The 13,408-nt window shown below is 58.3% G+C and carries 13 protein-coding genes and 1 other annotated feature; of the genes, 5 read left to right on the forward strand and 8 right to left on the reverse strand.

Going from position 1 to position 13,408, the window contains the following annotated elements:
• Positions 1 to 43 precede the first annotated feature (43 nt).
• Positions 44 to 556 (reverse strand): QueT transporter family protein, encoded by a 513-nt coding sequence (locus PY311_RS00075; RefSeq protein WP_286146625.1) that lies wholly within the window; start codon positions 554 to 556, stop codon positions 44 to 46.
• Between the two features lie 251 nt (positions 557 to 807).
• Here PY311_RS00075 and ftsH point away from each other — a divergent pair, with 251 nt between their 5' ends.
• From ftsH to PY311_RS00100, 5 genes are all read left to right on the forward strand, one after another.
• The gene (gene ftsH / locus PY311_RS00080; protein ID WP_286146626.1) at positions 808 to 3,033 is read left to right on the forward strand and encodes an ATP-dependent zinc metalloprotease FtsH; all 2,226 of its coding nucleotides are present in this window, start codon (positions 808 to 810) and stop codon (positions 3,031 to 3,033) included.
• A 64-nt stretch (positions 3,034 to 3,097) separates the two neighbouring features.
• Positions 3,098 to 3,622: a GNAT family N-acetyltransferase gene (locus tag PY311_RS00085; protein WP_286146627.1), complete on the forward strand. Its 525-nt coding sequence runs from the start codon at positions 3,098 to 3,100 to the stop codon at positions 3,620 to 3,622.
• Between the two features lie 100 nt (positions 3,623 to 3,722).
• On the forward strand, positions 3,723 to 4,958 hold the full coding sequence (locus PY311_RS00090) for a helix-turn-helix domain-containing protein (RefSeq protein WP_286146628.1): 1,236 nt from the start codon (positions 3,723 to 3,725) through the stop codon (positions 4,956 to 4,958).
• Positions 4,959 to 5,192: 234 nt separating this feature from the next.
• Positions 5,193 to 5,807 (forward strand): class I SAM-dependent methyltransferase, encoded by a 615-nt coding sequence (locus PY311_RS00095; protein ID WP_286146629.1) that lies wholly within the window; start codon positions 5,193 to 5,195, stop codon positions 5,805 to 5,807.
• A gap of 3 nt (positions 5,808 to 5,810) precedes the next feature.
• Entirely contained in the window at positions 5,811 to 6,683 is an 873-nt protein-coding gene (locus PY311_RS00100; RefSeq protein WP_286147058.1) for an MBL fold metallo-hydrolase, read from the forward strand.
• A gap of 73 nt (positions 6,684 to 6,756) precedes the next feature.
• Here PY311_RS00100 and PY311_RS00105 read toward each other — a convergent pair whose 3' ends face one another.
• The 7 genes from PY311_RS00105 to PY311_RS00135 all read right to left on the reverse strand — a co-directional run bounded on the left by PY311_RS00105 (position 6,757) and on the right by PY311_RS00135 (position 13,408).
• The gene (locus tag PY311_RS00105; protein WP_286146630.1) at positions 6,757 to 7,821 is read right to left on the reverse strand and encodes an iron-containing alcohol dehydrogenase family protein; all 1,065 of its coding nucleotides are present in this window, start codon (positions 7,819 to 7,821) and stop codon (positions 6,757 to 6,759) included.
• A 41-nt stretch (positions 7,822 to 7,862) separates the two neighbouring features.
• Complete coding sequence (locus PY311_RS00110; RefSeq protein WP_286146631.1) at positions 7,863 to 9,089, reverse strand: hypothetical protein; 1,227 nt, start codon at positions 9,087 to 9,089, stop codon at positions 7,863 to 7,865.
• A 77-nt stretch (positions 9,090 to 9,166) separates the two neighbouring features.
• Positions 9,167 to 9,411: a binding site (T-box leader), on the reverse strand.
• Between the two features lie 129 nt (positions 9,412 to 9,540).
• The gene (locus PY311_RS00115) at positions 9,541 to 10,116 is read right to left on the reverse strand and encodes a hypothetical protein (RefSeq protein WP_286146632.1); all 576 of its coding nucleotides are present in this window, start codon (positions 10,114 to 10,116) and stop codon (positions 9,541 to 9,543) included.
• Between the two features lie 132 nt (positions 10,117 to 10,248).
• On the reverse strand, positions 10,249 to 10,917 hold the full coding sequence (locus tag PY311_RS00120) for a hypothetical protein (protein WP_286146633.1): 669 nt from the start codon (positions 10,915 to 10,917) through the stop codon (positions 10,249 to 10,251).
• Positions 10,918 to 11,046: 129 nt separating this feature from the next.
• Positions 11,047 to 11,295: a hypothetical protein gene (locus tag PY311_RS00125; protein ID WP_286146634.1), complete on the reverse strand. Its 249-nt coding sequence runs from the start codon at positions 11,293 to 11,295 to the stop codon at positions 11,047 to 11,049.
• A 5-nt stretch (positions 11,296 to 11,300) separates the two neighbouring features.
• On the reverse strand, positions 11,301 to 12,551 hold the full coding sequence (locus tag PY311_RS00130) for a hypothetical protein (protein WP_286146635.1): 1,251 nt from the start codon (positions 12,549 to 12,551) through the stop codon (positions 11,301 to 11,303).
• Entirely contained in the window at positions 12,548 to 13,408 is an 861-nt protein-coding gene (locus tag PY311_RS00135; protein ID WP_286146636.1) for an ATP-binding response regulator, read from the reverse strand. The genes PY311_RS00130 and PY311_RS00135 overlap by 4 nt, the downstream gene beginning before the upstream one ends.

The following is a 13,408-nucleotide window of genomic DNA, read 5'->3' on the forward strand; positions in this document are numbered from 1 at the left end:
CGCATGGACTTTCCTTTTTCATTTTCCGCACACCAACAGCCTTTCAGCCCCGGACGGTCAGCCGCCCCCGCAGCGCGGGAACACGGGGCAGAATAGCCAGCAGCAGCATTCCCAGCACGTAGCACGCGATGGCCTCGCCGATACCGACTGTCACGGCGTTATAGGCAAAGGCAGCGCCAAAGCCGGGCCCGAAGCCCGCCTCGTACCACGCGATCATAGCGCCGATGATCACAGCGTTGCAGATGACCGGTGGCAGGGGCGCCAGCCATTTGTTCGGCATCTTCGCTGTCCACAGTGCGGCCAAGAGCGTTGCCATGGAGCCGAGGATGATATCCAGCGGCCCCACCGTGCTCATGAGGTTCGTGACAAGGCACCCTACAAACAGGCCCGGGACCGCCTCCGGCAAAAAGAACGGCAGGACCGTCAGCGCCTCGGAAAAGCGGCACTGAATCGCACCGTATGTCAGTCCGAACACAGAGGACATCAGGCTCATCACCGTATACAGCGCGGCGATGATGGCAGCGGTTGCAAGCTGCCGGGAAGACCATTTGGACATAAAAAAACCTCCATTTTTTTGTTTAGAGAACGGAGCCTCTATCCTGAGGCCCGAACGAACGCCCGGTCAAGGCGCTTGGACAGGGAGATGGCACCTGTCGGGGGAGAGTATACCACAGCGGCGCTCAGAATGCAATACCTGTTTTCGGGGCAAATTTACAGAAACTTCATCATTTGGCGGCGGCTTGTCCTTGTGATTGCCGGGGCTTTGTGCTATACTGTTGTGTGGTACATACTCGAAAGGAGCTCCTCATGGATCAGAACGATAAAAATAACAAAAACCGCCGCGGACGCAACAGCAATCTTGCCGGAGCGGCAAAGCTGGTGGCGTGGGCGCTGGCGCTGACGGTGGTCTTCTACTGCACCAACAGCTACATGGGCACCGCCGGAAAGCAGGCTTCCAGCATCAATATCAAATACAGCGACTTTGTCGCCATGACGGAGGCGCGGCAGGTGGAGGACGTCACCGTGGATTCCTCCGAGGGCCTTTTGTATATCACCCCGGCGGATGGCTACGTCTATACGGACGAGGACGGTACGGCCTACACAAAATCCACGGATAAGGATGGAAAGACCGTCTATACCTATACGGATTCTGACGGAAAGCCGCAAACGGCGGCGCTGCGGCTCTTTACGGTGAAAATGGAGAGCAATGACACGCTGGTGGAGCGGATGCACGAGGCCGGAAAAACGGATTATGACACCAAGTACGAGCCTCAGATGAGCCCGTTGCTGGTGTTTGCCATCAATTTCATCCTGCCCTTTGTGTTCATCATGCTGATGTTCTCCCTCATCATGCGAATCATGTCCAAAAAGGGCATGGGCGGCATGGGCGGAATCGGCGGCGTAGGCAAGGCCAACGCCAAGGTCTACATGGAAAAACAGACCGGCGTCACCTTTGCCGATGTGGCCGGACAGGACGAAGCCAAGGAATCCCTGACGGAGATCATCGACTTTCTCCACAATCCCAAAAAGTATACCGACATCGGAGCCAAGCTCCCCAAGGGCGCGCTGCTGGTGGGCCCACCGGGCACCGGTAAGACATTGCTTGCCAAGGCTGTGGCCGGTGAGGCCAATGTGCCGTTTTTCTCCATCTCCGGCTCCGACTTTGTGGAGATGTTCGTGGGCGTGGGCGCCTCCCGTGTCCGCGACCTCTTTAAAGAGGCCAGCAAGGTAGCTCCCTGCATCGTGTTTATCGACGAGATCGACACCATCGGCAAATCCCGTGACTCCGGCCGCTTCGGCGGCAATGACGAGCGGGAGCAGACGCTGAACCAGCTCTTGGCCGAGATGGACGGTTTTGACCCCACCAAGGGCATCATCCTGCTGGCTGCCACCAACCGGCCCGAGGTGCTGGATCAGGCTCTGCTGCGGCCCGGCCGGTTCGACCGCCGCATCATCATCGACCGGCCCAATCTGGCAGGCCGCCTTGCAACGCTGCAGGTCCACACCCGGAACATCAAGCTGGCTGAGGACGTCAACTTGAAGAAGGTAGCGCTGGCCACCGCCGGCTGCGTGGGCGCCGACCTTGCCAACCTTGTCAACGAGGCAGCCCTCCGGGCTGTCCGCAAGGGCCGCAAGCTGGTCACGCAGGAGGACCTGCTGGCCGCCTTCGAGTTGGTCATTGCCGGTACGGAGAAAAAGGGCAGCGTCCTGACGGAATTTGAGAAAAAGCTGGTGGCCTATCATGAGGTGGGTCACGCCATGGTGGCCTACAAGCAGAAGAATACCGAGCCGGTGCAGAAGATCACCATTGTCCCCCACACGCAGGGGGCGCTGGGCTACACGCTGCTGATGCCGGAGGAGGATAAGACGGAGCTTCGCACCCGGGACGAGCTGATGGCAAAGATCGCGGTCTCCATGGGCGGTCGTGCCGCCGAGGAAGTAGTGCTGAACACCATGACCAACGGCGCCTCGCAGGATATTCAGGAGGCCACGGGCATTGCCCGGAACATGGTGGCCATGTTCGGCATGAGCGATGAATTCGGCATGATGGCGCTGGCCTCCCGCCGCAGCCAGTATCTTGACGGCGGCTACGGTCTGGACTGTGCGCAGGATACTGCCGCCGCCATGGATAAGGCGGTGAAGGACATTCTGGACAAGTGCTATGTCGACGCCGTGAGCATCATCAAGGAAAACCGGGCCGACATGGACAAGGTAGTGGCCTATCTTCTGGAGAAGGAGACCATCACCGGTGCCGAAATGGTAGCCATTATCGAGGGCCGGGACCCCTCCACGGTGGAGGACGCCTATGCCTCCACGCTGGCCCATGAGCAGGGCTTCCGCCCCTCTCAGCCGGAGGTCATTGAGCCCGCCGCGAAAAAGGTGCACATGATCTCCGAGAAAATCGAGGCCCCGGAGGCTTCCCCCGACCCTGAGAAGAAGGCCAACAGCGCAGACAACGCCACCCAGCCGGAAGCGGAGGGTGGCAAGCCCGCCGAGCCGAAGCCGGACACCGATTCCGAAGCATCCGAATAACCGCACAGGCGCACGAAATCGTGCGCCTGTTTTAAAAAACATAACTCTGAAAGGAGCGCTTTTTATGATTCGCCTTGCCAGTGAGCAGGATCTCCCCGCCATTGCCGCCATTTATGAGGCCATTTTAGACCACGAGGACGCCACGGGGCTGCACTACACCGGCTGGCAGCGGGGTGCCTATCCCACGCTGGACACCGCCAAGGGCATTTTAGCGGCGGGTACGCTGTACGTCGGCACAGACGAGGACGGTACGGTCTGGGGCAGCATGAACTTTAATGACTGGCAGCTCCCGGAATACGCCAAGGGCCGCTGGACCATTCCGGCGGAGGACAGCGAGGTGGCGGTCATTCACACCCTGACCATCGACCCCAAGCGGGCGGGGCAGGGCCTTGCCCGGCAGATGATCGCCTTTGCCGAGGACAGCGCCCGCAAGCAGGGCAAGACCGTTATGCGCTTTGACACCGGCACGGAAAACGAGGTCTCCAACCACCTCTACCCCGCCATCGGCTATCATCTGGCCGATGTGGTGGATACCTTCTTCATGGGCTACACCCATCGCCCCTTGAATCTCTACGAAAAGAAGCTGTAAGGCTCCATGTAAACCTGTGGTTTACAGTTTTCGCCGTTGGGTTGGTGGCGTTTTGCGGCCAATTCTGCGATACTGCTGCCATGAAAGGAGCTGATCGCTTATGACAACGGGCCAACGCATCGCCCAGAAGCGGAAGGAGCTGGAGCTGTCACAGGAGGCGCTGGGCGCGGAGCTGGGCGTTTCCCGGCAGTCCATTTATAAATGGGAATCCGATGCCGCCCTGCCGGAAATCGACAAGCTGGTGGCCCTCAGCCGCCGGTTCGGCGTGACGGTGGGCTGGCTGCTGGGGGTAGAGGACGCCGCGGAGCCGCCCGCCGGAGAGAGCGGCGAGCTGACGGACATGCAGCTGAAAATGGTGGAGGAAATTGTGGCCCGGTACCGGGAGGCCAAGCCCGTGCGGAGACGGAGGTGGCCTTGGGTCCTCCTCGTTCTGCTTCTGCTTGTGGCGGGTAATAATCTCTCTCACCGGCTGGATGAAATAAAGCAGCAATATAACGGTCTGCAATACGCTGTGCATGATGTGACCGATCAGATCGACAGTATTTCCAATCGGGTAGAGACCATTCTGAAGGCGCAGAACAGTCTGGCCGCCGACTACGGCTCGGAGATCGCAGCCTCCAACCTTGCCGCCAACACCGTGACATTTTCCGTCTACGCCGTGCCCCGGACCTATGTGGAGGGGCTGTCCGTGGAGTTTATCGCGGAAAATGGGACAGAGACCAGCAGCATGGTCGGCAGAGCGGTGGAGAGCACCGACCGGCGCTTTTCTGCTACGGTGTCTATCCACCTGACGGACAGCATCTCTCTTTCCGCCCTGTTCGTCTATCCGGACGGTACCCAGCAGACACAATTGCTGGACACCTACTCCTATCTCTATACCAATTCCATGTCCATGGACGCCAACATTGTTGACAGTGATCTTCAGGGCAAAGCCTCCTATGAAAACGGCGTGCTGACCCTTCTCCCTACCGATTTCGCCGCCGAGGTCATACAGTACGATGACAGCGTTTTGCCGGAAACCGCTTCTCCCGCCAGCGTGAAGCTGGGGCTGTTCAAAAACCGGCAGCTTATTGCATGGGCGGAGGAGCTGGACGCACAGCCTGACAGCTTTCACGGCTTTGAGGGCTATACCTTCTACTGCACGCCGAAATCCTACGTTCCCTGCACCCCGGGCGATATTTTTTCAGCGGCCGTGCTTATCACGGACCAATTCGGCCGGGAGGTCATCTGCGAAGCCATCTCCGGCACCTATGTGCTGGCAGAGGACGGTACGCTCGAATGGCCGTCGGACGATTACCATTACAATGCGCCCCTTTCCGACTGGAACTTCGGATGATTCCTTCACGGCCCCGCCTCCGTTTTCGGAGGCGGGGCTGTGTTGTTTTTTGTATATCACCTTTTTGAAATTCTCCCGGAATTTCTTCGGATTGCGGTTGTATTCCGCCGCATCGCGTGCTATCATACAGGCAAACAGCAGTCTGCTGAGTTTTTTATACGCAAGAGTTAGGGTATGCTAACTGTATAGTTTGTCTGCGGCAGGCAGCACTGACAAAGGAAGCGGGTGAACAGGATGAAGCAGCCCTCAGATTTTTGGGACAAGCACGCGGCGCACTATGACCGCTTTCTGCGCCGGGACATGGCCGCCTATCAGCAGATGTATGAGCTGATCTGCCCCGCTGTCCGGCACAAAACCGTGCTGGAGCTGGCCACCGGCACGGGGCTTATCGCAAGTCACATCATAAACGCCGCGGAGCAAATCGAGGCAACGGACGCCTCGGAGGAAATGATTCATCTGGCCAAGGAAGCAAACCGCTCCTCCAAGCTCCACTTCTCCGTGCAGGATATGTTTCATCTCCCATACGCGGACCACTCCTTTGATGTGGCTATCGTATCCAACGCGCTGCACATCGTTCCCCAGCCGGAAAAAGCGCTGGCCGAGGCCTGCCGCGTGCTGAAGGACGATGGGCTGCTCATTGCCCCCACTTTCACCCATGGGGACAATACACTGTGGGGGCAGGTTCAATCCTTTTTCATGCGGCTGTCCGGTTTTCCGCTTCGCAGCAGATGGACCTGCGAGGAATATCTGGCATTTTTGCGGCAGTGCGGCTGGCGCGTCCGAACAAGCCGGGTGCTTCCGGCATCGTTCCCCTTGACCTACGCGGAATGTATCAAATCGGAGGTATGAACCATATCGAAAAAGGCAACGGAATTTCAGCGGCGGGAAATGAGCCGGATGTACCGGGGCAAGGAGCTCTTCAAGCCGATGAACACCGGCTGGATCGATGAGCACGTGACCTGCGTCCGGGAGTGGGTGGCCAATATCTTCTTCTACCGCAAGGACGGAACCACTATTATGATCGACGCCGGATACAACTATGACCGGCTGGCGGAAAAAATGAGCTGGCTGGGTATCGACCCCAAGAGCATCCGCAATATTCTCATCACCCATCAGGATACCGACCATGTTGGCGCTGTGGAGGCGGACAGTCCGGGACTGTTCCGGGACGCCCGGCTGTATGTGGGGGAAATCGAGAACCGGTATCTCACCGGCGAGGTGCGCCGCAGAGTCATCTATCACCTCTACAAGCTGCCGCAGGTAACGATTCTCAATCCGAAAACGCTGCTGCGGGACGGGCAAATTCTGAACATTGACGGCATCAAAATCAAATGCATCCTCGTTCCCGGCCATACATGGGGACACATCGTCTATCTCATTGACGATAAATACCTCTTTACCGGGGACACCATCTGGCTGGGGGCCGATGGCGGCTACAGCTTCATCGCCGCGCTGGCGGAGGACAACAAGTTAGCTGTCCGCTCACTGGCGGCGCTGGAGACAAAGCTCCGGGAACGGGGGCTGCATCCCCTGTTCATCACGGGCCACACCGGCTGGACAGACGATTTTGCCTTTGCCTTTGCCCACAGGGACAAGCTCTGCTCCCCCTTCGGGAAGCGGGTGCATGACCCCGCCGCCCCCTATGACGCTTATGACGAAGCCGATGATACCGCCGAAAATGCCCACAAGGGCTTTTTGCCGAAGGTCTCTACCCGCCTCGGCTGAAACGGCTTTTACTAAAAAAAGGACAGGCATCCTAAAGGATGCCTGTCCTTTTTAATTTTTGCAGAAAATGCACTCAAGCCTGTGCCTGCTCCAGCTCCATCACACCGTCAATGAGCATCTGCCGGTCCACGGGATACGGCCACACCCGGACATCAATGCCCGCCAGTGCCTTATCCGTCACGGCCTTCAAATCCTCGGGCCGGGCGTGGATATCCGCCAGACGGGTCGGCAGGCCGATGGACTTGCTGAACGCCATCAGCTTGTCCCGCTCTGCATACTGCTTATCCACCGTCAGCATAACCAGTATGCCGTAGGAAACCACCTCGCCGTGGAGGTGATGGTTCTCCTCCGTGGAGGGCAGCACCGTGAAGCCGTTGTACATGGCGTGGGCCATGCCGGTGGTGTAATCCACCTGAACAAAATTGGAGACAAAGCCGGTGGAAATGATGATGGCCTCAATGATCTCCGTCAGTTCCGGCGTGACGCGGTGGGCCTCGCAGTCCGCCATGGCCTGCTCGCCCCAGCGGACGATAGGCTCGGCGCACATGGAGCTCAGGGCAATGCCCATTGCATCGGAATGGGCGGGCACATCGTTCCGGCAGGAAATGGTGCACTCATAGTGCTTGGCCATAGTGTCGCCCATACCGGCCCAGAGATAGCGCACCGGGGCATTGGCGATGATCTCCGTGTCGATGAAGATATGGTCGGGGGGAATTTTAGAGAAGGAGTATTCCCGCAGGCTGCCATCGGGATGATACACAATGCCAAGGCTGGTGCAGGAAGCGCAGGTGGAGGCGGTGGTGGGGAAGGTGAAGAACGGGCGGTTCGTTTCGTGGGCCAGCACCTTGCAGGTGTCAATGGCCTTGCCGCCGCCCACGGCGAAGATCATATCGGCGTCCGCCACCTGCGGCCGGAGCATTTCCATATTCTCACGAGACGCCTCGCCGCCGTACCAGAATGTCCCGATGATCTCGATACCGGAGCTCTCCATGGCTTTACGAATTTTATCCTCCGCCGCGGCCAATGCGTGCTTGCCGCCAATGATGGCCGCTGTTTTGCCGTAGGCCGGGCAGATATTTGCAACGTCTTCGTAGGCGTCAGGGCCTACGCTATATCCGGGAAAAAGAGCTTTTTGCATGATAAACACCTCTTAAAAAACGCTTGGTTGATGAGACGGGCTCAGTCTGCGGTCACCGGATCAGCACGGACGCTGCTGAGAACGGCGGGAGCGGCTTCCTCCTCGGCGTTGGCATTGGCAAAGGCGTGCTCCTTGCAGTATTTGCGGTTCTTGTACACGCCCACAGTCAGGAACGGGACCACCACAACGGCGATGCCCAGATAGCCGCAGTAGCCGTAGCCGTACTTGATGATGTTGGTGAGACCCGCCATGGAAATAGTCATGGAGAGAACGATGATAAAGGCGGAGACAATCGCGCTGCGGACCGGGGCGGACTGGATGCCGCTGAACACGGGGAGCTTTTCAAACCGGGCCACGAAGCCGAAGATGGTAGTCACGCCGGTGGAGATGAGGCACAGGAGCAGGCAGGTGCCGTAAACGGCCACCATAGCGGGGATGCCGATGATCTTGCAAACGGTGAGGGTGGGGATGGTGGAGCCGCCCTCCACGGCAGTGTAAACGCTCTGCCAGTTCATGAGCATGAACACGGAGAGGACCAGAGCGACGGCGTTCATCACAAAGGAGATCCACATGGCCTTGGCGCAGCCAGCCTTGTTCTTCATGGTGGTGCCGCAGGCGATCATGGTGGGGAGGGTCACGCACTGGAAACCGGCGTAGGTAAAGGCGTTGAGGATGGCCTTGGGCATATTCATGAAGCCGGTGGTCTCAAAGTCGGCGGCGAGGACGGAGAAAATGCTGCTGTCGCTCTTGAAGATGCCGATGACATAGATGCTGATGGCGGTGACCAGAATGGCCATGCCCATGTAGGTGGAGGCGGCCCGGACGATGCCTGCGCCGAAGATGGTGAGCATCAGGACGATAACGCCGACGATGGCAACGCCAATGTAGTAGTTGACGGTGAAGTAGTTGTTCAGGGCGGAGGCTGCGCCGGAGATGGCGGCGGCGACGGCCATCAGCACCATGATGTAGAAGAATACCTCGAAGGCCCATTCGATCTTGTCAAAAGGATGATACAGCGTTTCAAAAAGCTGCTTGTAGCTCGTCAGGCCACGGGAGTTGTACATGATCATGGCCTCCCGCATGGTAAGGGTCAAAAGCAGCATGGCCGCGATGGCGGAGATGATGCCGGTCCAGCCCAGACCCACGTAATAGGTGTTGGCCTGGTTGCCGGTGGCGAAGCCGCCGCCTGCGTGAGCGGAGAACAGGACCGCGCCGACGGAAAAGGCGGCAAAGAAGGGTGTCTTGGGGACTTTGGTGTTGGTTTTCATGATTTCTACCTCCTGCAAATGTTATCCGATGGTTGGCAGGAAAAACAAAAAACCTTTCGTCGCTCCTGCCGGTTGGCAGAAGAGACGAAAGGTAGAAAACCCTCCGCGGTACCACTCTTCTTTGTTCCCTGTATAGGAAACACACTCAACGGGATACCATCATATCCCTGCTACTGTAACGGGAGCTCCCGTCTGCATCTACTTCCAATTCGACGCAGCCGCTGTACAGCCAGTTCGGCAGCTTGATCGCGCTGTGCCTCGCACCAACCGGCACTTCTCTGAGAGGATCGCCCTGCTTACTACTCTGTGTCATTGCGTTTGTGATGGTTGGATGATAGCAAACCGCTTTGCAAAAGTCAACGGTTTTTTCCAGAGTTTTCTTTCTTTATCCGTTTCCAACAGGTACGGTCCCGCACGGCTATTTTCCTTTTATGCGAAGTGACCATGCAAACTACCCATTGGTCGGCCTATGCCGCGCCCGCTTTCCCAGCGGGCCTCGCGTGGTCATCCGCTGGTCCTGCCGCTCGCCATAGTGCGCCCCGTCAACGCGTTCCGCCGTGATGGGCGCATAGAGATAGCACCGTGCGCCCCCGGTGACATCCACCTGAAGCTGCCGCGGCTCCGGCGCTTCCTCTCCGGAGAGCACGTAGTACAATGCCGACTGGGTCAGGGGATTGAAGCCTTGCTCCGCCAGCCAGTCCAGCATTCCGGCATAGTCCCCGCCATAGGCCTCCCCCGGCAGCGGTGACCACACATTTTCGGAAAGCTCCGCGCCCACATAGGCCCAGAGGTACAGAGTCTTTTCCTGCTCCGTCCGCACCTCCAGCACAGCCGCGTCGCTCTCATTGAGGCGTCCCGCGTCTGCAAGGCTGCCCTGCGACAGAGGGGCCTCTCCGTAGCGCAGCGTATGCAGTTCCTCCGCCGCCGTATGGCGCAGCCGCGTAAGCTCAGACAGCTCACCGCCGCTGAGCACAGCGCAGAAGCACAGCGCCGCCGGGGCCAGCGTACCCCACTGGGCCGCCAGCACACTCAGCGTGCTCTATAACAGCAGCAAGGACAGGAGACTGTCCCATAAAAGGTTCAGTCCCCTGTCGCTGTGCCTGTTCCATAGCTTTTCAGACCCGGTTGCAGACGGCATCCTCATTCTCCCTTGCTCGTTTTAGCAGACAATACGGTAGCTCTCTCCCGGCTTTTGCTCCGCCGGAAGCAGCACCGCCTCACAGCCGCCGCCCAGCGTAGTACGCACAGGCACAGGCGCGGTCACATCCTCCGCCGCGCTGATGACCGTCACACCGATCCGGCTGCTCAGAACAGTGGCGTCCTGCGCGTACCGGCCTGCGGACACGATCAGCAGGCGCGTAATAAAGCCGTTTTCATTGACAATGTAGCGGTAGGTGTAGCTCACCTCGTCAACGATCTCCATCCCCAGCAGCCGGCGGACACGGTTCTCACTTGCAAGGAGCCGATGCTCCAGCTCCGTCCGGACCTCATCATCCGTGACCTCGCTGAAATCGAAATTGTTGAAATGCTCGTCCGTGATCTCATCATAGATCGTGTCCCACATCTCCTGATAGGCAGATTTATCGCCCACAGCCGTGTAGCCTGCCATGGGATAACGCCATGCGGTCATATAATCGTCTTCCGCGCCCTGCGGCACAGTGATGTGCAGGTGCGCCAGCTCCGTTGCATCATCGTTCCAATCATAGGAGTTGAACCGGAACGGGTACACCATCTGATAGCCGGGATATACTGTCAGGTTCGGGGGCTGCTTGCAGGTAAAGACAATGTCCTTGAGGTTGGAGCACTGGTTGAGTGTATCGTAATACATACTTCCCGTTCTGTTAAAATAGCCGAAAGTGACCTTTTCCAGCGCGGAGCAGCCCGCAAACACGCCTCGGCTGAGGTCAATGCCCTCTGCCGGGCTGGTGCCGGGCAGCGTGACCTCCTTGAGTTTTTTTCAGCTTTGGAACACATAGGAGGCATAGCGTACATCCGCGCTGACGGAATAATCCGGTTTCATCCAGTAGCTCTCCAGCTCCACCTGATAGTTCTCGCTCAGCGGCACAAGCCCGGCGGGCTCCAGTACATGACGCCCCACTGTTATGGGATACATGAAGGATACCAGCTCGCCATTCTCCTTCCAGCCGGGGAACAGCTTGGTGAGCACCTTGTTCTCCTTGCCGAAGATACCCTGCTGATAGGCCATCAGGTTCAAAACGCCAGAATAATCTTCAGGGTACTGATTTCCACGATTGAGGATGTCCTCCGGGGCAATAACCGCCCCTCGGACTCCAGCTTCTCTCCCAGCACCACCGTGCGCCCAGTCAGCAGCGTATAGGACACACCGGGGCGCTCAAAGCCCCAAAACTCGCCCTTTACCGGGGTCCATTCTTCGTCATCCAGTGACAGACGATAGGAAACGCAGATAACGATTGTGTCTGCGTCCTCCGGGATATCAACAGGAAATTCCGTAATGATATCATCACCCCAGAAATCAAAGGAAATACCGGTGATCTGCACATACCGGTCCGGGCCGAGGTCCTGCTCGGTCCAAGCGTAGTATTCTCTGATGACAGTATCGTCCACATACGCCTCCAGCGAGTGGAAGATCATCTCCTGCGTCATGTTTTTCTGCCCCTTGTAGAGCGCGTCCGCGTGAGCCATATTAGCGGAAAATGGCTGCTGGAAAATAACATTATAGTCATGGTCCGACAGCTTATCCTTCGTCGCATCCGTAAACAAATTCTTGGAGGACCAAGTCCATGACGGCTCAATCGGATCCGTCATGATCGTATCCTTAGAGGCAGAACCAAAGCCCAAGGTCGGATCCTGTCCGTTGGAGGGCGCGGGAGAGGGCGTTGTTCCGCCGCCGGTGGTGCCGCCTGCCGTACCGCCGCCGTTCCCGCCTGCGTTAGCGCCGCTGCCGGAGCCGTTTCCACTGCCGCTCCCATTTCCGCCGCTGCCGGAGCCGCCCTGTCCGCCGTGAATCGTCATTCCGCTGTTTCCGGTATTGCCGCCGGGGAGAATCACGTCCGCGCTGTTGGTATCGTCCGTCACCTCATATACACCGTCAACCCCAATGGGGCCGCCGTTTGCGCTGTCCGCAGTACCGGCCGCCGCCCCATCTCCCTGCGCCAGCGCGCCGGTGGGACGGTTCTCCGGGTTAGAGGTATCCTCTCCGTCAAAAAGGTTGTCGGAGGAATTACCCTGCTGGGCCTTGTCCTCCTTATTGTTGTCCTTTTCCAGAAAGGAGCTGTCATCCTCCCCGGTCTGATCCGTCTGCTTGCCGGTGCTCTCCTGACTGTCCGGGAAAAGAATCTGGTTGTTCTTCATTTTCCGGTCCGTCCCGAAGGGGTGGAAGCCGTTTCCGTTCCGATAGCTGATGCCAAGCTGGACCGCGCCTGCCGTAACGGCCAGTGCCACCGGCACCGCAGCGACGACCTTCATCCGTTTCCAGTTCATCGTTTAGCAGTCTCCTTTCTGTTTTCAATATCCTGCGCGATCTGCCACAGGGCGTCAAAATCAATAGGCTTTGTCAGATGTCCGTTCATGCCGTTTTCCCGGGAGAGGCGCTCATCCTCTGCAAAAGCGTCTGCCGACAGGGCGTAAATGGGAATATCCGCCGCGTCGGGCCGCGCCAGTCCCCGAATCGTCCGGGCAGCGGTGCGTCCGTCCATCACCGGCAGGGATAAAAACACCGTAAAGTCCGAGCTGCTCTCCGGCAGGCTTTCCACCACAATCTGCCCGCCCATGAGCTTTACCAGCTGGTCGGAAATGGCCATACCCAGACCCGTACCGCCGAAGCGGCGGGTGGTGCTGGTGTCCTCCTGCTCAAAGGGGCGGAAAATACGGCTGATGAACTCCGCTTTCATGCCGATGCCGGTATCGTGCACCCGCACCATCAAATCCACCTTACCGTCCCGGAGCATTATCTGTCGGAATGTCACAATGATCTCTCCCTGAGAGGTGAATTTCACGGCGTTGGAGAGGAAGTTGATAATGACCTGACTGATCCGCAGCTCATCGCCGATGACCCAGTCCGCTGTCATCTCCTCAAAATTTGCGGCGTAGTGGATGCCGTTGGCGTCCAGCGTTTTGGCAAACATATCGTACAGCCTGCCGCCCAGCGCCCGCAGGCTGAAGGGCGCCTGCTCCAGTTCCACCTTTCCGGCCTCGATACGGGACATATCCAGAATGTCATTGATGAGAGAAAGCAGATGCCCGGAAAGCTCGTTGGCCTTGGTGAGATACTGCATGGCGGGGTGCTCCGGCGTAAGCCGCCTCTCTGCCAGCGTCAGCATACCGGTGATGCCGTTCAT

This window comes from Neopoerus faecalis (assembly GCF_029218125.1).
GTDB lineage: Bacteria > Bacillota > Clostridia > Oscillospirales > Oscillospiraceae > Oscillibacter > Oscillibacter faecalis_A.

Excerpts from the sequence above, each read along its gene's own strand:
- PY311_RS00105 (WP_286146630.1), bottom strand. The coding sequence starts at position 7,821 with ATGCAAAAAGCTCTTTTTCCCGGATATAGCGTAGGCCCTGACGCCTAC.
- PY311_RS00125 (WP_286146634.1), bottom strand. The coding sequence starts at position 11,295 with ATGGCCTATCAGCAGGGTATCTTCGGCAAGGAGAACAAGGTGCTCACC.
- PY311_RS00090 (WP_286146628.1), top strand. The coding sequence starts at position 3,723 with ATGACAACGGGCCAACGCATCGCCCAGAAGCGGAAGGAGCTGGAGCTG.
- PY311_RS00120 (WP_286146633.1), bottom strand. The coding sequence starts at position 10,917 with ATGTATTACGATACACTCAACCAGTGCTCCAACCTCAAGGACATTGTC.
- ftsH (WP_286146626.1), top strand. The coding sequence starts at position 808 with ATGGATCAGAACGATAAAAATAACAAAAACCGCCGCGGACGCAACAGC.
- PY311_RS00135 (WP_286146636.1), bottom strand. The coding sequence starts at position 13,408 with ATGAACGGCATCACCGGTATGCTGACGCTGGCAGAGAGGCGGCTTACG.
- PY311_RS00085 (WP_286146627.1), top strand. The coding sequence starts at position 3,098 with ATGATTCGCCTTGCCAGTGAGCAGGATCTCCCCGCCATTGCCGCCATT.
- PY311_RS00110 (WP_286146631.1), bottom strand. The coding sequence starts at position 9,089 with ATGAAAACCAACACCAAAGTCCCCAAGACACCCTTCTTTGCCGCCTTT.
- PY311_RS00095 (WP_286146629.1), top strand. The coding sequence starts at position 5,193 with ATGAAGCAGCCCTCAGATTTTTGGGACAAGCACGCGGCGCACTATGAC.
- PY311_RS00130 (WP_286146635.1), bottom strand. The coding sequence starts at position 12,551 with ATGAACTGGAAACGGATGAAGGTCGTCGCTGCGGTGCCGGTGGCACTG.
- PY311_RS00075 (WP_286146625.1), bottom strand. The coding sequence starts at position 556 with ATGTCCAAATGGTCTTCCCGGCAGCTTGCAACCGCTGCCATCATCGCC.